The organism is Pseudomonas sp. SJZ131, from assembly GCF_007828705.1.
Taxonomy (GTDB): domain Bacteria; phylum Pseudomonadota; class Gammaproteobacteria; order Pseudomonadales; family Pseudomonadaceae; genus Aquipseudomonas; species Aquipseudomonas prosekii.
This window is the reverse complement of sequence record NZ_VIVC01000004.1, coordinates 687809-713697: the sequence shown is the minus strand read 5'-3', so window position 1 is coordinate 713697 and position 25889 is coordinate 687809. Positions and strand designations below refer to the sequence as shown.

Genomic DNA, 25889 nt, shown 5'->3' with positions numbered 1-25889 from the left:
AGCAACTCACTGCCGAAACCTGCGTAACTCATTGTTTACCAAGGAGTTTTCCGTTTCGACTGCGCCGGAAGTGGGGCGAATTATAGACTTCCAGATTCTGCCGTCAACACCTATTTTCACAAAACTGTCATATAGGTCAGAAAAGCCCCAAAAGCACGAAGGCCGGCCCCCCCAATCAATTGAGGAGCCGGCCTTCTGCCCTTCTACTTACAAGCTAGGGAACGCGAATTGCGATGCCTCATGGCTCGCACGTTGCGGCCAGCGTTGAGTAATCGCCTTGCGGCGCGTGTAAAAACGCACGCCATCCGGACCATACGCATGCAAGTCGCCAAACAGCGAACGCTTCCAACCGCCAAAGCTGTGATACGCCACAGGCACTGGCAACGGCACGTTAACGCCAACCATCCCGACTTCAATCTCATCGCAGAACAACCGCGCCGCTTCGCCGTCACGGGTAAAGATGCAGGTGCCATTGCCGTATTCGTGATCGTTGATCAGCTGCATCGCCTCTTCCAGGCTGTTGACCCGGACGACGCACAACACCGGCCCGAAGATCTCTTCTTTATAGATGCGCATTTCTGGCGTGACGTTATCAAACAGGCAGCCGCCCAGGAAGAAGCCCTCTTCGTGCCCGGCAACGCTCAAACCACGGCCATCCACCACAAGGGTTGCGCCGGAAGAGACGCCGTCTTCTATATAGCCACTGACCTTGTCGCGCGCCTGCCCGGAAACCAGCGGCCCCATGTCCAACCCGCAAGAAGTGCCAGCACCAATCTTCAGCGCCTTGATCTGCGGCACCAACTTGGCCACCAGCGCGTCCGCCACTTGGTCACCGACACACACGGCCACCGAAATCGCCATGCAGCGTTCGCCGCAAGAACCATACGCCGCGCCCATCAGTGCGCTGACCGCGTTATCCAGATCCGCATCCGGCATCAGCACCGCGTGGTTCTTCGCGCCGCCCAGTGCCTGCACGCGCTTGCCGCGCTTGGTGCCTTCGGCGTAGATGTACTCGGCAATCGGCGTCGAGCCAACGAAGCTCAATGCTTTGACTTCCGGCGCTTCGATCAGCGCATCCACCGCAGCCTTGTCGCCGTGCACCACACTCAGCACGCCCTTAGGCAGACCGGCTTCGATCAGCAATTGCGCGATCAGCAGGGTCGAACTTGGATCACGCTCGGACGGCTTGAGGATGAAGCAGTTGCCGCAGACGATCGCCAACGGGTACATCCACAACGGCACCATCGCCGGGAAGTTGAACGGGGTGATCCCCGCAACCACGCCTAACGGCTGGAAGTCCGACCATGCATCAATGTTCGGGCCGACGTTACGGCTGTATTCACCCTTGAGAATTTCCGGAGCCGCGCAGGCGAACTCGACGTTCTCGATGCCACGCTTCAACTCACCGGCGGCGTCCTCCAGGGTCTTGCCGTGTTCTTCGCTGATCAACTGGGCGATGCGCGCTTCGTTCTGCTCCAGCAATTGCTTGAAGCGAAACATCACCTGGGCACGTTTGGCCGGCGGCGTGTTGCGCCACGCCGGAAACGCAGCTTTGGCGGAATCAATGGCTTTCTGAATGGTTTCGCGGCTGGCCAATGGCAGCTTGTGGATGGCTTTGCCGGTCGACGGGTTGAACACGTCGGCGGTGCGACCTTCTTCGGTCACCAGTTCACCATTGATCAAATGCGGGATAAGGCTCATGCGGGGCTCCAGAAAATTGTTCACGGGCGCCCACCAACGGGCGCCCTTCTTATAGAGAGGGGAAAATCAGTCGATCTTGTTCAGCACTTCGCCGACCGCATCGAACAGGCGATCAAGGTCTTGCGGCTTGCTGTTGAAGGTTGGGCCGAACTGCAAGGTGTCGCCGCCGAAACGCACGTAGAACCCGGCTTTCCACAACGCCATGCCCGCCTCGAACGGACGCACAATCGCGTCGCCATCACGCGGGGCAATCTGGATCGCGCCGGCCAAACCGTAGTTACGAATGTCGATGATGTTCTTCGAGCCTTTCAGCCCGTGCAGTGCATTTTCGAAATGCGGCGCGACTTCGGCGACGCTTTGCACCAGGTTTTCCTTTTGCAGCAAATCGAGTGCTGCCAGGCCAGCGGCGCAGGCCACCGGGTGGGCCGAGTAGGTGTAACCGTGCGGGAATTCCACCGCGTACTCCGGCGTCGCCTGGTTCATGAACGTGTGATAAATCTCGGAACTGGCAATCACTGCGCCCATCGGGATCGCGCCGTTGGTGACTTGCTTGGCGATGCACATCAGGTCCGGGGTCACGCCGAAACTGTCGGCGCCGAACATCGAACCGGTACGACCGAAACCGGTGATCACTTCGTCGAACACCAGCAGGATGTTGTGCTGATCGCAGATTTCGCGCAGACGCTTGAGGTAACCCTCAGGCGGAACCAGCACGCCAGCGGAGCCGGCCATCGGTTCGACGAAGACTGCAGCGATGTTCGACGCGTCGTGCAATTCGATCAACTTGAGCAACTCATCTGCCAGGGCGATGCCGCCCTCTTTCGGCATGCCACGCGAATAGGCATTGCTCGCCAGCAAGGTGTGCGGCAGGTGATCGACGTCCATCATCGCCTGACCGAACATTTTGCGGTTGCCGTTGACGCCGCCGAGGCTGGTGCCGGCGATGTTCACGCCGTGGTAACCCCGGGCGCGGCCAATCATCTTGGTTTTGGTCGCCTGACCTTTCAAGCGCCAGTAGGCGCGGACCATCTTCACGGCGGTATCCGCACACTCGGAACCCGAATCGGTGAAGAACACGTGATTGAGATTGCCCGGCGTCAGGTCAGTGATTTTCTCGGCCAACTGGAACGACAACGGGTGGCCGTACTGGAAACCCGGCGAGTAATCGAGCGTGCCCAATTGCTTGGCCACCGCTTCCTGAATCTCCTTGCGCGTATGCCCGGCGCCGCAAGTCCACAGACCTGAAAGCGAATCGTAGACTTTGCGGCCCTTGTCGTCTGTCAGCCAACTGCCTTCGGCGGCGACGATCAGTCGCGGATCGCGCTGGAAATTTCGGTTGGCCGTGTAGGGCATCCAGTGCGCATCCAGCTTGAGCTGGCTGGCCAGGGAAGTCGGGGCGTTTTCGGGCAAGTTCATGATTAAAACCTCGCAGGCAATAAGCGGCATAGAGATCAAAAGCGTTCTTGCAGCTAAATTGCCACGGGGATAAAGTCGGTGAAATCCAACTCTTCTAACCTTCAGTCAGCCAGTCACTAAACTTTCATCTCCCAACCATGAGCGCCCAACCATGAGCACCCGCCGCCCCGATCCGCTGGCCCAGGTCAGTGACTTTGATATCCGCTTGTTGCGGATTTTTCGCAGCGTGGTCGAGTGCGGCGGCTTCTCGGCGGCGGAGTCGGTGCTCGGCATCGGTCGCTCGGCCATCAGCCAACAGATGAGCGATCTGGAGCAGCGCCTCGGCTTGCGCCTGTGCCAACGCGGGCGCGCCGGGTTTTCCCTGACCGAAGAAGGTCGTGAGGTTTACCAATCGGCGTTGCAGCTATTAAGTGCGTTGGAAAGTTTCCGCACCGAGGTCAACGGCCTGCACCAGCATTTGCGCGGCGAGTTGACCATCGGCCTCACCGACAACCTCGTCACCCTGCCCCACATGCGCATCACACATGCCTTGGCACAATTGAAGGAACGCGGGCCGGACGTGCAGATTCAGATCCGCATGATCGCCCCGAACGAAGTCGAACAAGGCGTGCTCGACGGACGCTTGCATGTCGGCGTGGTGCCGCAGGCCAGCGCGTTGTCGGGGCTGGAATATCAGCCGTTGTACAGCGAGCGTTCGCTGTTGTATTGCGCGGTCGGCCATCCGTTGTTTTACGTCGATGACAAGCAACTGGACGATGATCGCCTGAACAGCCAGGACGCGATTGCGCCGACCTTCCGTTTACCCGCCGAAATCCAGGCGCATTACCAAGCGCTGAACTGCACCGCCAGCGCCTCCGACCGCGAAGGCATGGCGTTCCTGATTCTGACCGGACGCTACATCGGCTACCTGCCGGACCATTACGCGAGTCTCTGGGTGCAGCAAGGTCGCTTGCGCGCGCTCAAACCCACCGCGCGTTTTTACGACCTGAGCCTGGCCTCGGTCACGCGCAAGGGCCGGCGCCCGCACCTGGTGCTGGAAAGCTTCCTCGAAAGCCTCGCCGCCACCCGCTAATTAACGAAGAACCCTGTAGGAGCGAGGCTTGCCCGCGAAGGCGTCATATCAGCCAACATCAGTGTTGAATGTCAGGACGCCTTCGCGAGCAAGCTTCGCTCCTACAAGGGCAAGGTTTTATCGTGTCAGCACTTGTCTGAAACCGGCGGGTGCGCTATCAACGCAGGGGTTGCGCCCACAGACCATTCCGGAAGTGCCTATGACCTTTGAAGTCCCCGCCCACGGCGGCAAACCTGCCAGCCGCATTCGTCAGAAGAACGAAGAGACGATCCTCAAAGCCGCCGAAGATGAATTCGCCCGCCACGGGTTCAAAGGCACCAGCATGAACACCATCGCCGTGAATGCCGGGTTGCCCAAAGCGAACCTGCATTACTACTTCAGCAACAAGCTGGGTTTGTACGTGGCAGTGCTGAGCAACATCATCGAATTGTGGGACAGCACCTTCAACACCCTTACCGCCGACGACGATCCGGCCGAAGCGCTGACCCGGTACATCCGCGCCAAAATGGAATTCTCCCGACGCCAACCGCAAGCCTCGCGGATTTTCGCCATGGAAGTGATCAGCGGCGGTGAATGTTTGACCGAGTATTTCAACCAGGACTACCGCGCCTGGTTCAAGGGTCGCGCCGCCGTGTTCCAGGCCTGGATCGATGCCGGCAAAATGGACGCGGTCGACCCGGTCAACCTGATCTTCCTGCTGTGGGGCAGCACCCAGCACTACGCCGACTTCGCCACGCAGATTTGCCGAGTCAGCGGCCGCGCAAAATTGACCAAACAAGACATGGAAGATGCCGGCAACAATCTGATTCGAATTATTCTCAAGGGCTGCGGCCTGACACCAACTATCTAAGCGACCTATGCCTTTTACCCTCAGCGACTTTTGCGAATACCGCGAAGAGATTCGCAAAAGCCGCTTCATCACCCTCGCCGGGCCAATCGGCAGCCCGGCCGACGCCCAAACATTCATCGAGCAGCACAGCGACTTGAACGCCACGCACAATTGCTGGGCGTGGAAACTCGGCGGCCAATACCGCAGCAACGACGATGGCGAACCCGGCGGCACCGCTGGGCGGCCAATCCTGGCGGCGATTGAAGCGCAGGATTGTGATCAGGTCGCGGTGTTGGTGATTCGCTGGTACGGCGGCATTCAACTCGGCACCGGAGGACTGGCCCGCGCTTATGGCGGCGGTGCCAACAAATGCCTGCAAGCAGCGCCGAAAGTCGAATTGATCAGCCGCGTGCCGCTGAGTTGCGCGTGTGCGTTCGGCGAATTGGCGCTGGTGAAGTTGCGGGTGGCGGAGTTGGGCGGGTTGGTGGTCGAGGAATCGTTCACCGCCAACGGCGTGGAGCTGAAACTGGCGCTGGGCGAAGCGCAGATTGAAACGCTGCAATTGCAGCTCGCCGATTTGAGCCGTGGACGCATTCTTCTTAAGCGATGAGTCTTGAGCGAAGCCTGCAATATTTCAGGGCGTTGATCCTAATCACTGCGATCAACACTTGCCCACATCTACTGTGCACCCGGCTGTGGATAACCTGAGCACATAGCGCTGTAACCCTTCTGTCATGCGGCTTTGCGGGGATTGTACGTTTTTCGTCCAAAGCGCCATCAAAAAAGCCAAATCCACGGAAAAACAAACAGTTAGCGCGGTTTATCACCTTTAGAAGATAGCCGCGTTGCGCTTATGCCCGAGCGCCAAGCTTGCGCACAATTACTGTGGAGCAAGCTGTGGATAACCCGTTCATGCCTCGCGCAGCCCCATGTCCGGCATAGCTTGCAGCCGATTGCTTGTTTTTTGATCAAACGTCGCGGACAAAAAAGGAGCCTGATCAAGCCCTTTGCTCCGAAGTGGTGCCTGATCTGCGCAAACATCCTCTCGCCACATCCCGCGCAAAGCCTGCCCCGGCATGGCTCGACGCAAATTCCTGACTCAATGGCCAGAAAATTGCTTTATCCACAGGCATTCACTCCATCGACCCGAGCCTGTCATGCCCAACCCCGTGCCGATCCCGCCCCAGACGCCGCGCCTGCAACTGCGCAACATCAGCAAACGCTACCCCGGTTGCCTGGCCAACGACGCCATCGACCTGAGCATCGCCCCCGGTGAAATCCACGCTTTGCTCGGCGAAAACGGCGCGGGCAAAAGCACGTTGATGAAGATCATCTACGGCGTGACCCACGCCGATTCCGGGGAAGTGCTCTGGCAGGGTCAACGCATCACCATGCGCAATCCGGCTCAGGCGCGCGGCTTGGGGATTGGCATGGTGTTTCAGCACTTTTCGCTGTTCGAAACCCTCAGCGTCGCGCAGAACATTGCCTTGGCCATGGGCGCGGCGGCGGGTACGCCGAAACAACTCGAACCAAAGATTCGTGACGTCTCGCAACGCTACGGCATGGCGCTGGAACCGGAACGACTGGTGCACAGCCTGTCGATCGGCGAACGCCAGCGCGTTGAAATCATTCGCTGCCTGATGCAGGACATTCGCCTGTTGATCCTCGACGAGCCGACCTCGGTGCTCACGCCGCAAGAGGCCGACGAATTGTTCGTGACCCTGCGCCGGCTCGCCGCCGAGGGCTGCAGCATTCTGTTTATCAGCCACAAACTCGGTGAAGTTCGCGCGTTGTGCCATAGCGCCACGGTGTTGCGCGGCGGTCGAGTGGCCGGGCATTGCGTACCCGCCGACTGCTCGGATCAGCAGCTGGCGCGGCTGATGGTCGGCGAAGCGGCCGAGTTGATGACTGATTATCCGAAGGTCGTTGGCGGCGAAGCATTTCTGAATGTGAACGGCTTGTCGTGGCACAACCCGGACCCGTTTGGTTGCTCGCTGGATAACCTCAATCTTGAAGTGCGCAGCGGCGAAATCGTTGGAATCGCCGGTGTCGCTGGCAACGGTCAGGACGAGTTGCTGGGGTTGCTCAGCGGTGAACAGCTGCTTGTGCGCGACGCCGCCGCGACGATCCAATTCCACGGCCAGCCCGTCGCGCATTTGCGCCCAAATGCGCGGCGCAAAATGGGTCTGGCCTTCGTCCCCGCCGAACGTCTGGGCCACGGCGCAGTGCCAGAACTGAGCCTGGCCGATAACGCGCTGCTCACTGCATTCCAGCAAGGTCTGGTGAGTAACGGCCTGATCCAGCGCGGCCAAGTCGAGGCGTTGGCCGAGGAAATCATCCGCCGGTTCGGCGTGAAAACGCCGGATACACAAACCGCCGCCCGCAGCCTTTCCGGCGGCAATTTGCAGAAATTCATCCTCGGCCGGGAAATCCTTCAGCAGCCGAAATTGCTGGTCGCCGCGCACCCGACCTGGGGCGTGGACGTTGGCGCGGCGGCGACAATTCACCGCGCTTTGATTGCCTTGCGCGACGCCGGCGCGGCGATCCTGGTGATCTCCGAAGACCTCGACGAACTGTTCCAGATCTGCGACCGCCTCGGCGCGTTGTGCAGCGGCCGCTTGTCGCCGCTGCGGGCCACCGCCGACACCCGCCTGAGCGACGTCGGCGGCTGGATGGCCGGGCAGTTTGATGCCGCAGATTCCCAGACACCTTCCCCTGCACATTCATCCGCAACTGCAAGCGTTTAACGGAGTTTCACATGCTGCTTTCACTCGAACCCCGAGGCCAGCAATCGCGCCTGATGTTGTGGTGCTCGCCGCTGCTGGCGGCGGCGCTGACGCTGGGCTGCGGCTCATTGCTGTTTATCGCGCTGGGCCACGATCCCCTGCTGACCTTGCACACGTTGTTGATCGCCCCGATCAGCGACCTCTACGGCGTTTCCGAATTGCTGGTCAAAGCGCTGCCGATTCTGCTCTGTGCGTTGGGCCTGGCGGTGGCGTATCAGGCACGAATCTGGAACATCGGCGCCGAAGGCCAATTGCTGCTCGGCGCCCTCGCCGGTAGCGCGTTGGCGGTGAACATCATCGATATGCAAAGTCGCTGGGCGCTGGTGTTGATTCTGCTGGTCGGCACGCTGGCCGGCGCAGCGTGGGCCGGGCTGACGGCATGGCTGCGCACGCGCTTCAACGCCAATGAAATCCTCACCAGCATCATGCTCAATTACATCGCGCTGAATCTGTTGCTGTTCTGCGTTCACGGGCCGTTGAAAGACCCGGCCGGGTTCAACTTCCCGGAGTCGGCGATGTTCGGCGATGCAAGCCGTTTGCCGCTGTTGATGGAGGATGGCCGCGTGCATGCCGGCGTATATTTCGCGCTGTTGGCGCTGGTCGCGGTGTGGGTGTTGTTGCAAAAAAGCTTTGTCGGTTTCCAGATCAAAGTGCTCGGGCTGGACAAGCGTGCCGCCGGGTTCGTCGGTTTTCGCGAGAAGCGTCTGATCTGGCTGGCGCTGTTGATCAGCGGCGGTTTGGCCGGGCTCGCCGGGGTTTGCGAAGTTACTGGGCCGATCGGTCAATTGGTCCCGCAGGTTTCGCCGGGTTACGGCTATGCGGCCATTACCGTGGCGTTTCTCGGCCGGCTCAACCCGCTCGGCATTCTGTTTTCTAGCCTGTTGATGGCGCTGCTGTACATCGGTGGCGAGAGCGCGCAAATGAGCATGAACCTGCCGCAAGCCATCACTCAATTGTTTCAGGGAATGATGCTGTTTTTCCTGCTGGCCAGTGACGTGCTGATTCTCTATCGGCCGCGCCTGAACCTGCGCTGGGCGCGTCGCGCACCCGCCACCACCCTGACCGCTGGAGCGCTGTGATGGATATCGATCTGCTGAGCAATATTTTCTACGCCATGGTCCGCTGCGGCACGCCGTTGCTGTTGGTGGCGCTGGGCGAACTGATCTGCGAGAAGAGCGGCGTCCTCAATCTGGGCCAGGAAGGCATGATGCTGTTTGGCGCGGTGATCGGTTTTATCGTCGCGCTCAACAGCGGCAACCTGTGGCTCGGGGTGTTGCTGGCGATGCTCGCCGGGATGCTGCTGTCGTCGCTGTTTGCCTTGGTGGCGCTGGTGTTCAACGCCAATCAAGTGGCGACCGGGCTGGCGCTGACGATCTTCGGCGTCGGCCTGTCGACGTTTGTCGGCGCGGCGTGGGTGGGTAAACCGCTTGCCGGTTTTGAGCCGGTGGCGATTCCTTTTCTGAGTGAGATTCCGCTGCTCGGGCGCATGCTGTTTGCCCAGGATTTGCTGGTGTATCTGTCGTTCGCGCTGTTTGCGCTGGTGGCGTGGGTGATTCTGAAAAGTCGGGTCGGGCTGATCATTCAAGCGGTTGGGGAAAACCCCGATGCGGCCAGCGCGATGGGTTTGCCGGTGCTCGGCGTGCGCACGTTGGCGGTGCTGTTTGGCGGGGCGATGGCCGGGCTGGCCGGGGCTTATCTGTCGCTGGCGTATACGCCGATGTGGGCGGAAAACATGAGCGCCGGGCGTGGCTGGATTGCTTTGGCTCTGGTGGTTTTTGCCAGTTGGCGGGTGTGGCGGTTGCTGCTCGGCGCGTACCTGTTTGGCCTCGCCAGCATCCTGCACCTGGTGGCGCAGGGATTGGGGCTGGCGATTCCGTCGAGTCTGCTGGCGATGTTGCCGTATGTTGCGACGATTGTGGTGTTGGTGCTGCTGTCGCGGGATGCCGTGCGCACACGGTTGTATGCGCCGGTTTCGTTGGGGCAGCCTTGGCAGGGTGGGCACTAGCGGTTAGCAGGTCTGGCCCCTTCGCGGGCAAGCCTCGCTCCTACAGGTTTTGCACCGTTCCTGTAGGAGCGAGGCTTGCCCGCGAAGACGTCCGCATTGGCAACACCTGAGCAATGCCCCACGCCAATTCAAACACCAGGAAAATCACCAACAGCGAACTCGCCCCGTGGGCCAGCGCATACACCTGCCAACTCGCAAACAGAAACCTTCCAACCGCGTCATACCGGCCAAAAACCGCCTGCGGATCGCGAATCCGCAACACCGCCCACACACAAACAATCGACCCCAACAGATTCGCCATCAACCCATGCATCGGCGCAAACGCCGGCAGGTCGCCCGGCAGATTCAGCGCCACGCTTACATCCGTCAGCGCGCCATGCAGCAGCGCGAAAGTCCACGGCGTGACAAACGCCGCCATCACCAGCAAGTCATACCAGGCGCTGCCGCGCACCACACGGCGATATTGCATTGAAGTCCACATCGGCATTGCTCCAGAAATTCGGGGAGCAACAAGGCTAAAGCCTGGGGTATGCTCCAGGGTCAAGCCCCTTTCGAGACGTCATGATGCGCATCGGTGAATTAGCCCAGGCGAGCGCCGTCAGCCGCGACACCCTGCGTTTCTACGAGCAGCGCGGGTTGATCGCGGCGCAACGCAGCGCCAATGGTTACCGCGATTACCCGGCGGACATGGTGCAACTGGTGCTCTACATCAAGACTGCGCAGCGGTTGGGGTTTACTCTCGGCGAGATCGGCAACAGCGTCGCCGCGTTGTGGCAATCGCCCGACCCGGACACCGCCGTCACGCAATTGCTGCAAGACAAGCTCAAGCTGATCGAAACCCGGATGGAGCAACTCGGTGCATTGCGCAGCGAGTTGCAACAACGGCTGGGCCAGCGTTGTCCTTTGAATCCATGATCCTCACTCATCAAGGAATCCCGACATGTCCACGGCAAAAACCGCACTCATTATCGGCGCCTCTCGGGGCTTGGGCCTCGGGCTGGTGAAAACCCTGCTGGCCGACGGTTGGCAAGTCACTGCCACCGTGCGCAACCCGCAGAAAGCCGAGGCGCTGCAAGCGCTGGGCAAGGTGCGCATTGAAAAGCTCGACATGGATGATCAGCAGGCGGTAATCGCGCTGAGCCAGCAGCTCAAGGGTGAAATGTTTGACCTGCTGTTCGTCAACGCCGGGGTCAAGGGCCCGGATGTGCAGACGCCGGGCGGCGCGACACTGGCCGAAGTCGGGCAACTGTTTTTCACCAACGCGGTGGCGCCGATCAACCTCGCGCAGCGCTTTATCGGGCAGATCCGTGACGGTAGCGGTGTGCTGGCGTTCATGAGTTCGGTGCTCGGCAGCGTGACCATGCCGGACGCGCCGGAACTGGCGTTGTACAAGGCCAGCAAAGCCGCGCTGAATTCGATGACCAACAGTTTTGTCACGCAATTGGGCGAGCAGAAACTCACCGTGTTGTCGCTGCATCCGGGTTGGGTCAAGACTGACATGGGCGGCGAAGGCGCGGACCTCGACGTCGAGACCAGCACTCGCGGTCTGATCGATCAAGTGAATGCGTACACCGGCAAGGGCGGGCATCACTTCGTCAACTACAAGGGCGAAACCATTCCCTGGTAACCCCTATTTGCCTTTGTAGGAGCCGAGCTTGCTCGCGATGGGGCCATAACATTCAGCATGGATGTTGAATGTCAGTCCGCCTTCGCGGGCAAGCCTCGCTCCTACGGGGTTATGCGTCGGACCTGTGGGAGCAAGGCTTGCCCGCGAAGCTTTTTTGCAGGAAACTCCGCACCTCGTCCTCGCGGCGACCCTGGATCAGCAGACAGGGTAATCACTGAGCTGGCTAACCTGAACCCACTTTCAGAGGAGCCGGCCAACATGCCTGCGACCCGTACCTGGTTAAAAAATCCCCTTGCGATCTTCACTGCCAATGGCCTCGATGCCCGTGGCGGCCTGGTTGTGCAAGACGGGGTGATCGTCGAATTGCTCGCCGCTGGCCAGCAGCCCTCCGCGCCTTGTGGAGAAGTGTTCGATGCCCGCGAGCATGTGATCTTGCCGGGCCTGATCAATACGCATCACCACTTCTATCAAACCCTGACTCGCGCCTGGGCGCCGGTGGTCAATCAGCCGCTGTTCCCGTGGCTGAAAACCCTCTATCCGGTGTGGGCCCGCCTGACTCCGGAAAAACTCGCCCTCGCGACCAAAGTCGCGCTGGCCGAATTGCTGCTGTCGGGCTGCACTACCGCTGCCGATCACCACTATCTGTTTCCTGAAGGACTGGAAAACGCCATCGACGTGCAAGTCGAAAGCGTTCGCGAACTCGGCATGCGCGCCATGCTCACGCGCGGTTCGATGAGCCTCGGCGAAAAGGACGGTGGTCTGCCGCCGCAACAAACTGTGCAGGAAGGCGAGGTGATCCTCGCCGACAGCCAACGCCTGATCGCCGAGTACCACGAACGCGGCGACGGCGCGCAAATCCAGATAGCCCTGGCGCCCTGCTCACCGTTTTCGGTGACTCCGGAAATCATGGCCGCCAGTGCCGAACTGGCGAATAAACTCGACGTGCGCCTGCACACTCACCTCGCTGAAACCCTCGACGAAGAAGACTTCTGCCTGCAACGTTTCGGCCTGCGCACCGTCGATTATCTGGACAGCGTCGGCTGGCTCGGCCCGCGCACCTGGCTGGCGCACGGCATCCATTTCAACCCGGATGAAATCGCCCGTCTCGGCGCCGCCGGCACTGGTATTTGCCATTGCCCGAGTTCGAACATGCGCCTCGCGTCCGGGATCTGCCCGACGCTGGACCTGACCGCTGCGGGTGCGTTGCTGGGCCTGGGCGTGGACGGTTCGGCGTCCAACGATGCCTCGAACATGATGCTCGAAACCCGGCAGGCGCTGTACATCCAGCGCTTGCGTTACGGCGCCGAGAAGATCACCCCGGAACTGGTTCTGGGTTGGGCGACCAAGGGGTCGGCGAGCCTGCTCGGGCGTAGCGATATCGGTGAGTTGGCGGTGGGCAAACAGGCTGATCTGGCGCTGTTCAAGCTCGATGAGCTGCGCTTCTCCGGCAGCCATGATCCGGTGTCGGCGTTGCTGCTGTGCGGCGCCGATCGTGCGGACCGAGTGATGGTCGGCGGCAAATGGCGAGTGATTGACGGCCAGGTCGAAGGGCTGGATCTGAAGGGCTTGATTGCCGATCACAGCCAGGCTGCGCGGCAGTTGATTGCTGGTACCTGATACAACACCGATCAAACTGTGGGAGTGAGCCTGCTCGCGATGACGGAGTGTCAGTCGGCATTGAAATGTCTGACACACCGCTATCGCGAGCAGGCTCACTCCTACATTTGTTTTGCGCTGTAGCTACAGCCCCAACAGCGACAACATGATGAACGTCGCAAACAACACAAAATGCGTCATGCCTTCGATGGCATTGGTTTCGCCGTCATTGAGGTTGATCGCGCTGACGATCAGCGTCAGGAAAATCATCACCGTTTGCACCGGTGTCATCGCCATCTGAAACGGCTGGCCGGTGTACAGCGCCATCGCTTCCATCACCGGCACCGTCAAAATCACCGTCGACAGCGACGCGCCCATGGCGATGTTGACCACCGATTGCATGCGGTTGGCCAGCGCGGCGCGCAATGCAGTCAAAATCTCCGGCGCAGCGGAAATCGCCGCCACCAGAATCGCCGTGATCACCGGCGGCGCGCCCGTACCTTCGAGCCCCAGATCCAGCGTTTTCGACATCACTTCGGCCAACGCGCCAATCACCACCACGCCAAACACCAGCATCGCGATGCTCAGGGTCACGTTGACCGGCTCCGATTCGTCTGCCGAAGCCTGCTCTGCGGAAGCCTGCTCAGTGACTTTCTTGCGGCGTTTTTCCGGGTAGCTGTAGCTGAAAAAGTAACTGTGCGGACCGACCTGCATGCGCAGAAACAGCGCATAAAGCACCACCATCGCGCCAATGGTGAACCCCGAATAAATCTTCCAGTTGGCCTCGGGAATAAATTCCGGGACCACCATCGAAACGCCCATGGCCGTGAGGATCATTACGCTATAGCTGCGCGCCGAGTCGTCGTTGTAGGACTGTTCGCCATGCTTGATCCCGCCCATCAACGCGGCGAGGCCGAGGATGCCGTTGATGTCGAGCATCACCGCCGAGTAGATCGTGTCGCGCACCAGGGTCGGCGACGCTTCGTTGCTCATCATGATCGCGAGGATCACCACTTCCACCAGCACCGCGGCGAGGGTCAGGATCATCGTGCCGTAGGGGTCGCCGACCTTTTCGGCGAGCAATTCGGCGTGATGGGCGACGCGCATCGACGCGGCGACGATGAAACCGATCAGGATCAACCCGGCGGCCAGCGCCACCGGTTGGCCGTTGTGCAATATCCAGTGTTCCAGCGGATACGCGACGACGGCGGCGATAACGGCCAGCAGGAGGAACTTTTCTTGCTTGAGGAGTGTGAGCATTGCGAGCCTTTTACCGAGTGAAGCGAACAAAGTGATGAGCTACTGACTACGGGACGGCGCTAACGTTTCGTTACACATTAGCGCACCAGCGCATGGCGTGGATTGGCAAACGTGCACCGGGATAGTTCTGCGGTTGCCGTCAGGGCCTCTTCGCGGGCAAGCCTCGCTCCTACAGCGAAGGCCGTGACACGGTTTCGAATTGATTGTTGTCCTGTTGGTCAGCAATTTGCATTGGCTCCTCCAACCACAAAACAAAATGGAGTTCGAGTTCATGCATAAACGTCCGTTGAAGCAGTTGCTGTGCGCCGTTGCGGCGGCCATCGGTCTGATCGCCGGCCTGAGCGCCAGTGCCGCCGACCCGCTGAAAGTCGGTTTCGTCTATATCGGCCCGATCGGTGACCACGGCTGGACGTATCAGCATGAACAGGGGCGCAAGGCGCTGGCGGAGAAATTCGGTTCGCAGATCACCACCAACTATGTCGAGAACGTCGCCGAAGGGGCCGACGCCGAGCGGGTGATCCGCAACATGGCCAAGGACAAGTACGACCTGATCTTCACCACGTCCTTCGGCTACATGAACCCGACGCTGAAAGTCGCCAAACAGTTTCCCAAAGTGACCTTCGAGCACGCCACCGGCTACAAACAGGACAAGAACCTCGGCACCTACCTGGCGCGCACCTACGAGGGGCGTTACGTCGGCGGATTTCTTGCGGCGAAAATGACCAAAAGCAAAAAAATCGGCTACGTCGCCTCGTTCCCGATCCCGGAAGTGATCCGCGACATCAACGCCATCCAGTTGGCCCTGAACAAATACAACCCGGGCACCGAGATCAAAGTGGTCTGGGTCAATTCCTGGTTTGATCCGGGCAAAGAGGCCGACGCCGCCAACGCGTTGATCGACCAGGGCGTCGACGTGGTGTTCCAGCACACCGACAGCCCGGCGCCGATTCAGGCCGCCGAACGTCGCGGCGTGTATGCCGTGGGCTACGCTTCGGACATGGCGCACTTCGGACCGAAAGCGGTGCTGACCTCGATCGTCAACGACTGGGCGCCGCACTACATTCAGGCGACCCAAAGCGTGATCGACCAGACTTGGAAATCCCAGGATTACTGGGGCGGCTTGAAAGAAGGCACGGTTGAGTTGCCGATCAGCGATCTGGTGCCGGCGCCGGTGAAAGCCGAGGCCGAGCAGATCATTGCCGACATAAAAAGCGGCGCGCTGCATCCGTTTACCGGGCCGATCAAGGATCAGGTCGGCAACCTGAAAATCGCCGAAGGGGCAACGGCGAGCAATGCGGAATTGGCGTCGATGAATTACTACGTGGAAGGCATGAAGGCCGACATTCCGAAGTAATCTCTTCATCCCAAATGCAACCCCTGTAGGAGTGAGCCTGCTCGCGATAGCGCAGAGTCAGTCGACATCATTGGTGCCTGACTCACCGCAATCGCGAGCAGGCTCACTCCTACAATGGACTTTCAGCGTTTCCAAGGACTGCGCATGAACCAACTCCCGATCATCGACATTGCCCCGCTCCACTCCGCCGACGAAAACGCCTGGCAAGCGGTCGCCGCGCAGATTGATCGCGCCTGCCGCGAGTGGGGCTTTTTCTACATCAAAGGTCACCCGATCAGCGCGTCGCGCATCGACGCAGTGCTCGACCACGCTCGACGTTTCTTTGCCCTGCCCGCCGCCGAGAAACTCCAGATCGACATCACCCAGACCCGCCACCACCGCGGTTACGGCGCGATCGCTACCGAGCAACTCGACCCGAGCAAACCCAGCGACCTCAAGGAAACCTTCGACATGGGCCTGCACCTGCCGGCCGATCACCCGCAGGTGCTCGCGGAAAAACCCCTGCGCGGGCCCAATCGCCATCCCGCGCAACCCGGCTGGGAAGCGCTGATGGAGGCACATTACGCCGACATGCAGGCGCTTGCGCAGACCCTGCTGCGGGCCATGACGCTGGCGCTCGGCATCGACCGCGATTTCTTCGACACACGCTTCGTCGAGCCGGTCAGCGTGCTGCGGATGATTCACTACCCGCCGCGCCACACTGCCAGCTCCGCCGAACAACAAGGTGCCGGCGCGCACACCGATTACGGTTGCATCACGCTGCTGTATCAAGACGCCGCCGGCGGTTTGCAGGTGCGCAACGTCAACGGTGAATGGATCGACGCGCCGCCCATCGACGGTACGTTTGTGGTCAACCTCGGCGACATGATGGCGCGCTGGAGCAACGACCGTTATTTGTCGACGCCGCACCGGGTAATCAGCCCGTTGGGCGTGGACCGTTACTCGATGCCATTCTTCGCCGAACCGCACCCCGACACGCGCATCGAATGCCTGCCCGGCTGCCAGGACGCGCAGCATCCGGCGAAATATCCTGCGACTACTTGCGCCGAATTCCTGCTCTCGCGCTTCGCCGATACCTACGCTTATCGACGCGAACAGCAAGCCGTGTGATCAACCGGTTGGTCAGGTTTTACCAATTGTTGCAGCGAGCATCTGTAGAATGCCGGCATTGCACCTGATGAGAATTCGAACATGTATGACTGGTTGAACGCCCTGCCCAAGGCAGAATTGCACTTGCACCTCGAAGGTTCGCTGGAACCCGAGTTGCTGTTTGCCTTGGCCGAGCGCAACAAGATTGCGTTGCCGTGGAACGACGTGGAAACCCTGCGCAAGGCTTACGCCTTCAACAATCTGCAAGAGTTTCTCGACCTGTATTACCAGGGCGCCGATGTGTTGCGCACCTCGCAGGATTTCTACGACCTGACCTGGGCGTACCTGCTGCGTTGCAAGGCGCAAAACGTGATTCACACCGAACCGTTCTTCGACCCGCAAACCCACACCGACCGTGGCGTGCCGTTTGAAGTGGTGCTCAACGGCATCGCTTCCGCGCTGAAGGATGGCGAGCAGCAACTGGGCATCACCAGCGGTTTGATCCTGAGTTTCCTGCGCCACTTGAGCGAAGAAGAAGCCGAGAAAACCCTCGATCAGGCGCTGCCGTTCCGCGATGCGTTTGTCGCTGTCGGTCTGGACAGTTCGGAAATGGGCCACCCGCCGAGCAAGTTCCAGCGAGTGTTTGATCGCGCGCGTCACGAAGGTTTCCTGACCGTTGCTCACGCTGGTGAAGAAGGCCCGCCGGAGTACATCTGGGAAGCCATCGACCTGCTGAAAATCCAGCGCATCGATCATGGCGTGCGCGCCATCGAAGACGAGCGCCTGATGCAGCGGATCATTGACGAGCAGATCCCTTTGACCGTGTGCCCGTTGTCGAACACCAAGCTTTGCGTGTTTGATCACATGTCCCAGCACAACATCCTCGACATGCTGGAACGCGGGGTCAAAGTCACGGTGAACTCGGATGACCCGGCGTACTTCGGCGGTTACGTCACCGAGAACTTCCATGCGCTGTATACCGACCTCGGCATGACCCAGGATCAGGCCAAGCGTCTGGCGCAAAACAGCCTGGATGCGCGGTTGGTGAAACCGTAAGCCTCACCGCAAAACCACTGTGGGAGCGAGCCTGCTCGCGAATGGGGCGTGTCAGTCGAGATTTGTTTAACTGACACAGCGCTTTCGCGAGCAGGCTCGCTCCCACATTTTTTTAGATCGCGGTTGCTTCTGTCAGCTCCTCCAGCGTCTTGCCCCGCGTTTCCATGCCGAACACCCACACCACCGCTGCCGCGATCGCGAAACACATCGCGCCTAACGCGAACACCCCGCCCTGCCCGGTTATCGGGAACACCAACCCGGTCACCAACGGCCCGAGCAGCGAACCGACGCGGCCAATCGCCGAGGCAAACCCTGAGCCGGTCGCGCGTGCCGAGGTCGGGTACAGCTCAGGGGTGTAGGTGTAGAGCACCGCCCACATGCCGAACAGGAAAAACTGCATCAACAATCCCGAGCTGATCAGCAGCCCGACGTTGCCGCCAAACACCGCACTCTGCCCGTAAAGAAACGCCATCACCCCGCCGCCCAGCAGCGTCACCACGCACACCGGTTTGCGCCCCCAGCGCTCCACCAGCCACGCCGCCATGAGAAAACCGGGAATCCCGCCGAGCGATATCAGCACCGTGTAATACACCGATTGCGTCACGGCAAAACCCGACTGTTGCAACAGCGCACTCAGCCACGACGTCAGCCCGTAAAAGCCAAGCAACGCGAAGAACCACACGCTCCAGATCATCATCGTGCGCTGGCGGTACAGCGGCGACCAGATCTGCCGCAGCGCGGAAAAGAAGTTGCCCGGCGTACTCGCCACACGCGGCAAACGAATCGGCGCCGGCAGCTCTGCACGACCGAGGGATTTGCGCACCCGATCTTCAATGCCCAGCAACACTTTGTCCGCCGCCTCGTGCCGGCCGGCCTGTTCGAGCCAGCGTGGCGATTCGGGAATGAAAAAGCGGATCGCCAGGACAAACACCGCCGGCACCGCCAGTACCAGAAAGATGTCGCGCCACCCGATCACCGGCAGCAAAAAGTACGACAGCACGCCAGCCGCGACGAACCCCAGCGGCCAGAAGCCGTCCATCAATGCGATGTAACGCCCGCGCCCCTTTGCCGGAATCAGCTCCGAGAGCATCGACTGCGCGATCGGAAATTCCATGCCCATGCCGATCCCCAACAGGATGCGAAACAGCGTCAACGTTTCAATATTCTGCGCCGTGGAGCACAAGTAACTGGCGATGCCCCACAGCACGATGCTCCACTGGAACACCGGTTTACGCCCGAAGCGATCAGCCAACATGCCCGACAGCGACGCCCCCAGCACCATGCCGAAGAAACTCGAACTGGCCAGCAACCCGGCCTCGGCGCTGCTGAGGCCGAACTCGGTTTTGATTGAACCGAGCAGGAACGTCATCATCGCCAGGTCCATGGAATCGAAGAAAAACGCCAAGGCAATAATGATGAAAATGATGCGGTGGTAACCGCTGATCGGCAGCCGTTCCAAACGTTCTGCCGCGCTGAATTGTGCTATTTGCATGTCGCGTTCCCCCATCCGAAAGTCCCCGGATCGAGTGTGCGCGATAGCGACAGCGGGTTATTGCCGGGTGCGACCTGCTCACAACCGTGAACGACGTTGGTCCTTGCGTACGCCGATTACAAGAGCTCTAGAACGCCATTTCCAGCTCGGTTTCCCGGGCAAACCGGTGAACTTCACGCTGGCCGGTGGCGGTGACTTGTAATGCGCGGGAGTCGTTGGGCAAGGTCAACCAGCCCGATTGCAGGAACAGCTGCAACAACGCCGCGCCCAATGAACCGCCCATGTGCGGACGGCGTTCGCTCCAGTCGGGACAGGCGCAGGCGATTTGCGCGTTGCGGTGCGCCAGCGCCTGGACGAACACCCCACGGCTGGCCAGTTGCGTGGCGCCCTTGTGGGTGACGACGACGCGCTGATCGAACTGCTCGATCCACCCGGCATCGAGCAGACGCTGATACAAATCCGCCGCCAGCGTGCCGCCGAGATGGTCATCACATAAACGCGCCTGCAACAGCGACGCCGGTGCCACCGGGCGTTTAAGCATGGGATTGGCGCGTTTGAGGGTTTCGGGAATTTGCCGTGGCTGGCTGGCGATGCTGGCGCTGGCGAGGGCTTCTACTGCAGCGCCGATTTCCGGCGCAGCGAGGCGGAAAAAGCGTTTGCGCCCGCGCTCTTCGACCTTCAACAGACCGCCGGCCGCCAGGCGCGCCAAGTGTGCACTGGCCGAAGAGGGCGACAGCCCGGCCATCAGGGCCAGCTCCTCGGTCTGCCGCGCCGAGCCATCCATCAAGGCCCACATCATTGCGCTGCGCTTGGGGTCAGCCAGCAACGTGGCGATCTGGCTGATGCAAGGTGCATGTTCCATGTATTCACTCCCTGTGGAATCGTTTCGTCTACTGCTCACGGACATATTGACCAGTAATGGTTCGTCGGCCAAGACGCGATAACTGCCATAAACCGGGCCCGGCAAACCGCCCGGCAGCACGCTGTATCGGGCAACCTCGGGCGACCTCATGGCAGGCACGGCTGATGGTGAACGCGGGCAGGCCGGTTCGGCGTTACAGGCTTCAGGCGGGCGCTAGTATAAGCGCGTTGGCCGTCGGTTCCTGCCCTTGGGAGCCGGCAAGAGGTGATAGTTCCTGACGGAAATTTCGCTATTTGCCTGCGACTAATGATCAACCGCCGAGAATCGCGGAAATTGACTACTCAATTGCGCGCATCGGCTGGCAAGCATCTCGCGTAAAAGGTTCACCGGCTTACTCAATTGTGCGCGATGGGCGCACAGCAAATTCAGCGGTGCGCGCTCGCAAAGCAATTCCGGCAGCAGCACTTTGAGGCGCCCGGCGAGCACATCGGCGGCCACGTCGAGCCAGGATTTGTAAGCGATCCCGGCTCCCGCGAGCGCCCACAGGCGCACCACATCGGCGTCGTCGCTGAAACGGTCGCCGCTGACGGTCAAGCCGACTTCGCGTTTGCCGTCGTGGAAACTCCAGCGGTCGTGCACCCGGCTGCCGAGCATGAACAACAGGCAATTGTGCTGCGCCAGTTGTTCCAGATGACGCGGTTCGCCGTGCTGCGCGAGGTACGCGGGCGACGCACAGAGCACGCGGCGATTTTCTGCGGCGATCGGCAGCGCCACCAGGCTTGAGTCTTCCGGCTCGCCGTAACGCAGGGCGATGTCCACCGGCTGCCGGAACAGGTCGGCAATGCGATCGCCCAACAGCAGACGCACGGTGAGTTTCGGGTGTTCGCGCTGAAATTCATCCAGCCACGGCAACAGCAAGTTACGCCCGAAGTCCGACGGCGCCGACAATTGCAGAATGCCGCTGACCTGGTCCTGGCCGCTGGCGAGCAACCGCCGGCCCTCATCCAGATTGCTCAGCGCCGCGCGGGCATATTCGAGGAAACCCTCGCCCTCGGCGGTCAGGCGCAAACTGCGCGTGGAACGGGCCAGCAAACGAGCGCCGAGTTGCTGTTCGATACGCTTGAGCGCCGCGCTGGCCACGGCAGCCGACATGTCCATCACCCGCGCCGCCGCCGACAGACTGCCCAGATCAGCGGCCCTGACAAACAACTGCAAATCGTCGAAACGCAGCATCTTCAGCCCCGATTATCAAAAAAATATTGAAAGAGACTGCTCTTTTAGCGGGTTTTATCTTGCCGGGAAATAGCTAATTATCTGCCCCATCGCCCATCAAGCAGCGTCAGGAGTCGACCATGTCCCAGCCGTTCACCGCTATCGCCACGCTCATCGCCAAACCGGGTCAGCAAGATGCCCTCGAACAACACCTGCGAGCGTTGCTGGCACCGACCCGCGTCGAGGCCGGTTGCGGTCAATACGATTTGCATCAGGACCTCGCCAACCCGCTGGCCTTTTACATGATCGAGCAGTGGAGCAGCGACGAAGCTCTGCAGGCGCATGATGCCAGCGCCCACGTGCAGAACTTCCGCGCCAAGGCCGGTGACTTCCTCGAACACTTCGAGCTCAAGCGCCTGCGCACCTTGAGCTGATTCCTTCCTTTATTACCCTTGCGGAGTTTTCCCATGAAAGCCATTGCCTATTACGCCTCGCTGCCGATCAGCGACGCCAAGTCCTTGCAGGACATCGAACTGCCAGAACCGGTTGCCGGCCCGCGCGATTTGCTGGTGGAGGTCAAAGCGATTTCGGTCAACCCGGTCGACACTAAAGTCCGCCAGAACGTCGCGCCGGAAAATGGCGCGGCGAAAGTGCTTGGCTGGGATGTTGCCGGTGTGGTCAAAGCGGTCGGCAGCGAAGTGACGCTGTTCAAGGCGGGCGACAAAGTGTTCTACGCCGGCTCCATCGCCCGCGCTGGCGGCAACAGCGAATTGCACGTTGTCGACGAGCGCATTGTCGGCCACATGCCGAAAACCCTCGGTTTCGCCGAAGCCGCCGCGTTGCCGCTGACCGCGATTACTGCGTGGGAATTGTTGTTCGAGCGCCTGCAAGTGCGCGAAGGCAAAACCGATGAAGGTCAGAGTTTGTTGATCGTCGGCGCGGCGGGCGGTGTCGGTTCGATCCTCACGCAATTGGCCAGCCAGCTCTCCGGGTTGAAGGTGATTGGCACCGCGTCCCGTGAACAGACCCAGAGCTGGGTGCGTGAGTTGGGCGCCGATCTGGTGATCGATCACAGCCAGCCGCTGAGCGAAGAGCTCAAACGCGCCGATATTCAGCACGTGACCCACGTCGCCAGCCTGACCCAGACTGAAGCGCATCTGGATCAACTGGTCGAGGCGTTGGCGCCACAGGGCAAACTGGCGTTGATCGACGATCCGAAGTCGCTGGACGTGACCAAACTCAAGCGCAAGAGCCTGTCGCTGCACTGGGAGTTCATGTACACGCGCTCGCTGTTTGAAACTGCGGACATGATCGAGCAGCACAATTTGCTCAACCGGGTGGCTGAACTGATCGATGCCGGGACCTTGAAAACCACGGTGGGCGAGCATTTCGGCGTGATCAACGCGGCTAATCTGCGGCGCGCGCATGAACTGCTGGAAAGCGGCAAGGCCAAAGGCAAAATCGTCCTCGAAGGCTTCTGATCGCTCACCTGCAGGAGCAAGGCTTGCCCGCGAAGGCGTCCAAACGCCGAACCTGTAGGAGCGAGGCTTGCCCGCGAAGGTGTCCTCAGGACCGCCATCGCGAGCAAGCTTTGCTCCCACGAAAGCAGTCCCGCATTTGCCCGCGAAGGTGTTCAAACGCCGAACCTGTAGGAGCGAGGCTTGCCCGCGAAGGCGTCTTCAGGACCGCCATCGCGAGCAAGCTTTGCTCCCACAAAAGCAGTCCAGCATTTGCCCGCGAAGGCGTCCAAACGCCGAACCTGTAGGAGCAAGGCTTGCCCGCGAAGGCGTCCTCAGGATCGCCATCGCGAGCAAGCTCTGCTCCCACAAAAGCAGTCCCGCATTTGCCCGCGAAGGTGTTCAAACGCCGAACCTGTAGGAGCAAGGCTTGCCCGCGAAGGCGTCTTCAGGACCGCCATCGCGAGCAAGCTTTGCTCCCACGAAAGCAGCGCAACCAATCCTACAAGTCCTACACCGTCAGTCAGATGCTTGCCCGTTGTCACAATTGCGCACTTGTTCGGGTCTACAATCGAGGCCTCTGCGACACAGTCTTTTACTGAAGGAGGTCAGCAATGAAGATCCTGATAAAAGAAGTGGCAACATCCCAGTGGCAGGTCCGTCTCGACCAACATGCCGTCACGTTCCGCAGCGAAGCCGAGGCCCGGGCATTCGCCCGCACCCTCGAAGCGCGCCTGCAAGCCCCGCATCAATTCCCTGATCGCCAGCAGCGCGCCGCTGGCTGAGTTCGCGGTCAAGCCTTGGCTTGGGCCAACGCCCGGGCATTTTGCAAACGACGGGTGAGCATCGCCGCGCTCACCACCAGAATCCCGCACAGACTGATGACCATCGCCATCGGCATGGCCGTGCCGTCGTGCAACAACCCGACCAAAGTTGCCGCTCCGGCGGCGACGCTGAATTGCAGGCAACCGAGCAACGCTGACGCACTGCCGGCCCGGGCGCCCTGCCCGTTCATCGCGCAAGCCGAGGCGTTCGGCAGGATGCAACCGAGGCTGGCGATGCAGACAAACAACGGGATCAGCAATGGCCACAGTTGTTCCGTGTGCAGCGAGCTGACCGCCAGCAACGACAGGCCCGCCGCCAGGTAAATCCATACGGTGCGCGCCAGCAGAAACGCCGGGCCGCGCTTGGCCAGCAGCCGCGCGTTGACCTGCGCCACCAGAATGAAGCCTGCCGCATTAGTGCCGAACAACCAGCCGAAATGCTCCGCCGGGACGCCGTAGAGTTTGATGAAAACGAAAGGTGAACCTGCGATGTAGGCAAACATCCCGGCGACGGCGAGACCGCCCGTCAGCGCGTGGCCGAGGTAGATCGGGTCAGCGATCAAGCGGCCGTATTGGCGCAAGGCGCCGGACAACGGTTGGCGCGGCACCGAGTCCGGCAGGCTCTCCGGCAAGCCGAGCGCCACGGCCACCGCAGCCAGGGCGCTGAAACCAGTGAGCACAAGGAAGATCGACTGCCAGCCGGTGGTGTTGACCAGCAATCCGCCGAGCATCGGCGCGAGGATCGGCGCCAGGCCCATCACCAGCATCAGTTGCGAAAAGACTTTTGCCGAGCCCACCGCATCGCATTTATCGCTGACCACCGCCCGCGAGATGACCATCCCCGCGCAGCCGCCCAGCGCCTGAACGAAACGTGCGCCGATCAGCCATTCGAGGTTCGGCGCAAATGCGCAGGCCAGCGAAGCCGCGGTGAACAGGCCGACCCCGGTGAGCAGCGGAATACGCCGCCCGAACCGATCCGCCACCGGGCCGTAAAGCAACTGACCGATCGACAAGCCGAGGAAATACGCGGCGAGGGTCATTTGCACATGTTTTTCGTCAGTGCCGAACGCCAGCGCCATCGCCGGGAACGCCGGCAGATAGAAATCGATCGCCAGCGGACCAAAAGCGGTCAGGCAACCCAGAATTAAAATGGTACGAAAGTTCATCAGGCATCCAGTTGGGCGTGAGTCGGCAGCCCGACAGTCTAGCCGCGCATGGACGTGTTGAACATTCCGATAGGTCGCTAACTATTAAAAACCGATGAACAAACGCAGGGCCGTAGCCCTGTAGGAGCGAGGCTTGCCCGCGAAAGCAGTATTCCGGCTGACATCAATGTTGAATGCGCGGGCCTCTTCGCGAGCAAGCTCTGCTCCCACAAGAGCAGGGGCAATTGTGTGTCAGGCGCCATGGATGTTGGATTGGCTGGCCCCTTCGCGAGCAAGCTCTGCTCCTACAAGAGCAGGGCGGTGGGGGTCAGGCGATTTTGGCGTCGTAGCCTTCTTCGGTGATGGCGGCGATGACCTGGTCGCTGGACAGCGCGCTTTCGACGCCGACTTCTTTAGCCGCCAGGTCAACCCGGACGCTCGCCGCCGGATCCTTCGCTTGCAGTGCCTGAGTGATGGCTTTGACGCAGTGGCCGCAGGACATACCTTGAACGTTGAACACTTGCATGGGATGACTCCTTTAGTGAGGCTTCGGATGAACAGTGCGGGCAGTCTCGACCCTGCCACCGTGGCAAGGTCAAGTTCTGCAAATATCTGCCGGGCTGGCATTCGGCGGCGCGCTCGGCCAAGCTGCGTGCATTAATGACTCGACTTCAGGAGATTCAGCCATGCGCTGGTCAGCTCTCAGCCTGTTTGGCTTCCTCAGCCTTTTCGCCGCCCTGCCCTCGGCCAACGCCGCCGGCGAAGATTACGGCGTCCTGATCATTTCCCGCGAGCGCCTGGAAGTGGCGACCTCCTGCGAAATCGGCGTGTACCTCCAGGACCAACTGGCGGCGCGCCTGTTTCAGGAACAGAGCACCTCGTTCAACTTGCCACCGGGCCCGGTGTCTTTGCGCCTGAAGCTATTGCCGGGGCAGACGCCAGAGTGCAAAGCGGGGATGTTGGCGCCGGGCTCGCAAATCATCACGCTGAAGGCCGGCGATGTGCTGAAGTACCGCATCGCCATGTCACTGGAAGGCATGTACCTGAAACCCGCGGCCCTCGAATACTGACCTCGAAACCCCTGTCAGCGCGATTCTGCAGTTGGA

General features: G+C 60.6%; 25 protein-coding genes. 16 read left to right on the top strand and 9 right to left on the bottom strand.

Annotated features, from left to right (window positions below; all coding sequences use genetic code 11):
• Window positions 1-207 precede the first annotated feature (207 nt).
• Both FBY12_RS21030 and FBY12_RS21025 read right to left on the bottom strand, forming a co-directional pair.
• Complete coding sequence (locus tag FBY12_RS21030; protein ID WP_092273708.1) at window positions 208-1701, bottom strand: CoA-acylating methylmalonate-semialdehyde dehydrogenase; 1494 nt, start codon at window positions 1699-1701, stop codon at window positions 208-210.
• A 66-nt stretch (window positions 1702-1767) separates the two neighbouring features.
• Window positions 1768-3117 carry an aspartate aminotransferase family protein gene (locus FBY12_RS21025; protein ID WP_121733697.1) on the bottom strand — a complete coding sequence of 450 codons (1350 nt, stop codon included), beginning with the start codon at window positions 3115-3117 and terminating at the stop codon, window positions 1768-1770.
• Between the two features lie 151 nt (window positions 3118-3268).
• On the opposite strand from FBY12_RS21025, the gene FBY12_RS21020 reads away from it, so the two are divergent.
• The 6 genes from FBY12_RS21020 to FBY12_RS20995 all read left to right on the top strand — a co-directional run bounded on the left by FBY12_RS21020 (window position 3269) and on the right by FBY12_RS20995 (window position 9809).
• Window positions 3269-4189: a LysR family transcriptional regulator gene (locus FBY12_RS21020; protein ID WP_101207588.1), complete on the top strand. Its 921-nt coding sequence runs from the start codon at window positions 3269-3271 to the stop codon at window positions 4187-4189.
• A 199-nt stretch (window positions 4190-4388) separates the two neighbouring features.
• Window positions 4389-5039: a TetR/AcrR family transcriptional regulator gene (locus FBY12_RS21015; protein WP_101207589.1), complete on the top strand. Its 651-nt coding sequence runs from the start codon at window positions 4389-4391 to the stop codon at window positions 5037-5039.
• A gap of 7 nt (window positions 5040-5046) precedes the next feature.
• Window positions 5047-5628, top strand: a complete 582-nt coding sequence (locus FBY12_RS21010) for a YigZ family protein (RefSeq protein WP_145255556.1) — start codon at window positions 5047-5049, stop codon at window positions 5626-5628.
• Between the two features lie 547 nt (window positions 5629-6175).
• Complete coding sequence (locus FBY12_RS21005; RefSeq protein ID WP_145255554.1) at window positions 6176-7765, top strand: ABC transporter ATP-binding protein; 1590 nt, start codon at window positions 6176-6178, stop codon at window positions 7763-7765.
• An 11-nt stretch (window positions 7766-7776) separates the two neighbouring features.
• The gene (locus FBY12_RS21000) at window positions 7777-8883 is read left to right on the top strand and encodes an ABC transporter permease (RefSeq protein WP_145255552.1); all 1107 of its coding nucleotides are present in this window, start codon (window positions 7777-7779) and stop codon (window positions 8881-8883) included.
• A complete protein-coding gene (locus FBY12_RS20995) occupies window positions 8883-9809 on the top strand; it encodes an ABC transporter permease (protein WP_145255549.1) in 927 nt (308 codons plus the stop codon). The genes FBY12_RS21000 and FBY12_RS20995 overlap by 1 nt, the downstream gene beginning before the upstream one ends.
• 40 nt (window positions 9810-9849) lie before the next feature.
• On the opposite strand, the gene FBY12_RS20990 is transcribed toward FBY12_RS20995, so the two are convergent.
• Window positions 9850-10290 carry a hypothetical protein gene (locus FBY12_RS20990; protein ID WP_145255545.1) on the bottom strand — a complete coding sequence of 147 codons (441 nt, stop codon included), beginning with the start codon at window positions 10288-10290 and terminating at the stop codon, window positions 9850-9852.
• Window positions 10291-10373: 83 nt separating this feature from the next.
• Here FBY12_RS20990 and FBY12_RS20985 point away from each other — a divergent pair, with 83 nt between their 5' ends.
• The 3 genes from FBY12_RS20985 (at window position 10374) to FBY12_RS20975 (ending at window position 13053) form a co-directional block, all read left to right on the top strand.
• Entirely contained in the window at window positions 10374-10724 is a 351-nt protein-coding gene (locus FBY12_RS20985) for a MerR family transcriptional regulator (RefSeq protein ID WP_121733760.1), read from the top strand.
• A 25-nt stretch (window positions 10725-10749) separates the two neighbouring features.
• Window positions 10750-11436: an SDR family oxidoreductase gene (locus FBY12_RS20980; protein ID WP_145255542.1), complete on the top strand. Its 687-nt coding sequence runs from the start codon at window positions 10750-10752 to the stop codon at window positions 11434-11436.
• A gap of 258 nt (window positions 11437-11694) precedes the next feature.
• Window positions 11695-13053 carry an 8-oxoguanine deaminase gene (locus FBY12_RS20975; RefSeq protein WP_121733704.1) on the top strand — a complete coding sequence of 453 codons (1359 nt, stop codon included), beginning with the start codon at window positions 11695-11697 and terminating at the stop codon, window positions 13051-13053.
• A gap of 123 nt (window positions 13054-13176) precedes the next feature.
• On the opposite strand, the gene FBY12_RS20965 is transcribed toward FBY12_RS20975, so the two are convergent.
• A complete protein-coding gene (locus tag FBY12_RS20965) occupies window positions 13177-14292 on the bottom strand; it encodes a calcium:proton antiporter (protein ID WP_121733705.1) in 1116 nt (371 codons plus the stop codon).
• 271 nt (window positions 14293-14563) lie between these two features.
• Between FBY12_RS20965 and FBY12_RS20960 the strand changes: the two genes are divergently transcribed.
• The 3 genes from FBY12_RS20960 (at window position 14564) to FBY12_RS20950 (ending at window position 17791) form a co-directional block, all read left to right on the top strand.
• Window positions 14564-15646 (top strand): BMP family ABC transporter substrate-binding protein, encoded by a 1083-nt coding sequence (locus FBY12_RS20960; protein ID WP_145255539.1) that lies wholly within the window; start codon window positions 14564-14566, stop codon window positions 15644-15646.
• Between the two features lie 144 nt (window positions 15647-15790).
• Window positions 15791-16756 (top strand): isopenicillin N synthase family oxygenase, encoded by a 966-nt coding sequence (locus FBY12_RS20955; RefSeq protein ID WP_145255536.1) that lies wholly within the window; start codon window positions 15791-15793, stop codon window positions 16754-16756.
• Between the two features lie 81 nt (window positions 16757-16837).
• The gene (locus FBY12_RS20950; protein ID WP_121733707.1) at window positions 16838-17791 is read left to right on the top strand and encodes an adenosine deaminase; all 954 of its coding nucleotides are present in this window, start codon (window positions 16838-16840) and stop codon (window positions 17789-17791) included.
• A 112-nt stretch (window positions 17792-17903) separates the two neighbouring features.
• Here the strand turns inward: FBY12_RS20950 and FBY12_RS20945 are convergent, their stop codons facing one another.
• The 3 genes from FBY12_RS20945 to FBY12_RS20935 form a co-directional block, all read right to left on the bottom strand.
• Complete coding sequence (locus tag FBY12_RS20945; protein WP_109503866.1) at window positions 17904-19283, bottom strand: MFS transporter; 1380 nt, start codon at window positions 19281-19283, stop codon at window positions 17904-17906.
• A 127-nt stretch (window positions 19284-19410) separates the two neighbouring features.
• Complete coding sequence (locus tag FBY12_RS20940) at window positions 19411-20145, bottom strand: helix-turn-helix transcriptional regulator (RefSeq protein ID WP_145255533.1); 735 nt, start codon at window positions 20143-20145, stop codon at window positions 19411-19413.
• 303 nt (window positions 20146-20448) lie between these two features.
• Window positions 20449-21378 (bottom strand): LysR family transcriptional regulator, encoded by a 930-nt coding sequence (locus tag FBY12_RS20935; protein WP_121733709.1) that lies wholly within the window; start codon window positions 21376-21378, stop codon window positions 20449-20451.
• A gap of 119 nt (window positions 21379-21497) precedes the next feature.
• On the opposite strand from FBY12_RS20935, the gene FBY12_RS20930 reads away from it, so the two are divergent.
• From FBY12_RS20930 to FBY12_RS27690, 3 genes are all read left to right on the top strand, one after another.
• Window positions 21498-21791, top strand: coding sequence for a putative quinol monooxygenase (locus FBY12_RS20930; RefSeq protein ID WP_092273763.1), 294 nt, complete (start codon window positions 21498-21500; stop codon window positions 21789-21791).
• A gap of 33 nt (window positions 21792-21824) precedes the next feature.
• A complete protein-coding gene (locus tag FBY12_RS20925; RefSeq protein ID WP_145255529.1) occupies window positions 21825-22838 on the top strand; it encodes a zinc-binding alcohol dehydrogenase family protein in 1014 nt (337 codons plus the stop codon).
• Window positions 22839-23428: 590 nt separating this feature from the next.
• On the top strand, window positions 23429-23599 hold the full coding sequence (locus FBY12_RS27690; RefSeq protein ID WP_178111781.1) for a hypothetical protein: 171 nt from the start codon (window positions 23429-23431) through the stop codon (window positions 23597-23599).
• An 8-nt stretch (window positions 23600-23607) separates the two neighbouring features.
• Here FBY12_RS27690 and FBY12_RS20920 read toward each other — a convergent pair whose 3' ends face one another.
• Together FBY12_RS20920 and FBY12_RS20915 are read right to left on the bottom strand one after the other, a co-directional pair.
• Complete coding sequence (locus FBY12_RS20920; protein WP_145255526.1) at window positions 23608-24804, bottom strand: multidrug effflux MFS transporter; 1197 nt, start codon at window positions 24802-24804, stop codon at window positions 23608-23610.
• 307 nt (window positions 24805-25111) lie between these two features.
• The gene (locus FBY12_RS20915) at window positions 25112-25309 is read right to left on the bottom strand and encodes a heavy-metal-associated domain-containing protein (protein ID WP_121733713.1); all 198 of its coding nucleotides are present in this window, start codon (window positions 25307-25309) and stop codon (window positions 25112-25114) included.
• A 160-nt stretch (window positions 25310-25469) separates the two neighbouring features.
• On the opposite strand from FBY12_RS20915, the gene FBY12_RS20910 reads away from it, so the two are divergent.
• A complete protein-coding gene (locus tag FBY12_RS20910) occupies window positions 25470-25853 on the top strand; it encodes a hypothetical protein (RefSeq protein ID WP_121733714.1) in 384 nt (127 codons plus the stop codon).
• Window positions 25854-25889 lie beyond the last annotated feature (36 nt).

Coding starts and splice junctions, on each gene's coding strand:
- FBY12_RS20930 (WP_092273763.1), top strand. CDS start 21,498: ATGTCCCAGCCGTTCACCGCTATCGCCACGCTCATCGCCAAACCGGGT.
- FBY12_RS20985 (WP_121733760.1), top strand. CDS start 10,374: ATGCGCATCGGTGAATTAGCCCAGGCGAGCGCCGTCAGCCGCGACACC.
- FBY12_RS20910 (WP_121733714.1), top strand. CDS start 25,470: ATGCGCTGGTCAGCTCTCAGCCTGTTTGGCTTCCTCAGCCTTTTCGCC.
- FBY12_RS20920 (WP_145255526.1), bottom strand. CDS start 24,804: ATGAACTTTCGTACCATTTTAATTCTGGGTTGCCTGACCGCTTTTGGT.
- FBY12_RS21020 (WP_101207588.1), top strand. CDS start 3,269: ATGAGCACCCGCCGCCCCGATCCGCTGGCCCAGGTCAGTGACTTTGAT.
- FBY12_RS20955 (WP_145255536.1), top strand. CDS start 15,791: ATGAACCAACTCCCGATCATCGACATTGCCCCGCTCCACTCCGCCGAC.
- FBY12_RS20950 (WP_121733707.1), top strand. CDS start 16,838: ATGTATGACTGGTTGAACGCCCTGCCCAAGGCAGAATTGCACTTGCAC.
- FBY12_RS20935 (WP_121733709.1), bottom strand. CDS start 21,378: ATGCTGCGTTTCGACGATTTGCAGTTGTTTGTCAGGGCCGCTGATCTG.
- FBY12_RS21015 (WP_101207589.1), top strand. CDS start 4,389: ATGACCTTTGAAGTCCCCGCCCACGGCGGCAAACCTGCCAGCCGCATT.
- FBY12_RS20945 (WP_109503866.1), bottom strand. CDS start 19,283: ATGCAAATAGCACAATTCAGCGCGGCAGAACGTTTGGAACGGCTGCCG.
- FBY12_RS20965 (WP_121733705.1), bottom strand. CDS start 14,292: ATGCTCACACTCCTCAAGCAAGAAAAGTTCCTCCTGCTGGCCGTTATC.
- FBY12_RS20925 (WP_145255529.1), top strand. CDS start 21,825: ATGAAAGCCATTGCCTATTACGCCTCGCTGCCGATCAGCGACGCCAAG.
- FBY12_RS21010 (WP_145255556.1), top strand. CDS start 5,047: ATGCCTTTTACCCTCAGCGACTTTTGCGAATACCGCGAAGAGATTCGC.
- FBY12_RS20995 (WP_145255549.1), top strand. CDS start 8,883: ATGGATATCGATCTGCTGAGCAATATTTTCTACGCCATGGTCCGCTGC.
- FBY12_RS21025 (WP_121733697.1), bottom strand. CDS start 3,117: ATGAACTTGCCCGAAAACGCCCCGACTTCCCTGGCCAGCCAGCTCAAG.
- FBY12_RS20990 (WP_145255545.1), bottom strand. CDS start 10,290: ATGTGGACTTCAATGCAATATCGCCGTGTGGTGCGCGGCAGCGCCTGG.
- FBY12_RS21005 (WP_145255554.1), top strand. CDS start 6,176: ATGCCCAACCCCGTGCCGATCCCGCCCCAGACGCCGCGCCTGCAACTG.
- FBY12_RS21030 (WP_092273708.1), bottom strand. CDS start 1,701: ATGAGCCTTATCCCGCATTTGATCAATGGTGAACTGGTGACCGAAGAA.
- FBY12_RS27690 (WP_178111781.1), top strand. CDS start 23,429: ATGAAGATCCTGATAAAAGAAGTGGCAACATCCCAGTGGCAGGTCCGT.
- FBY12_RS20940 (WP_145255533.1), bottom strand. CDS start 20,145: ATGGAACATGCACCTTGCATCAGCCAGATCGCCACGTTGCTGGCTGAC.
- FBY12_RS21000 (WP_145255552.1), top strand. CDS start 7,777: ATGCTGCTTTCACTCGAACCCCGAGGCCAGCAATCGCGCCTGATGTTG.
- FBY12_RS20975 (WP_121733704.1), top strand. CDS start 11,695: ATGCCTGCGACCCGTACCTGGTTAAAAAATCCCCTTGCGATCTTCACT.
- FBY12_RS20980 (WP_145255542.1), top strand. CDS start 10,750: ATGTCCACGGCAAAAACCGCACTCATTATCGGCGCCTCTCGGGGCTTG.
- FBY12_RS20915 (WP_121733713.1), bottom strand. CDS start 25,309: ATGCAAGTGTTCAACGTTCAAGGTATGTCCTGCGGCCACTGCGTCAAA.
- FBY12_RS20960 (WP_145255539.1), top strand. CDS start 14,564: ATGCATAAACGTCCGTTGAAGCAGTTGCTGTGCGCCGTTGCGGCGGCC.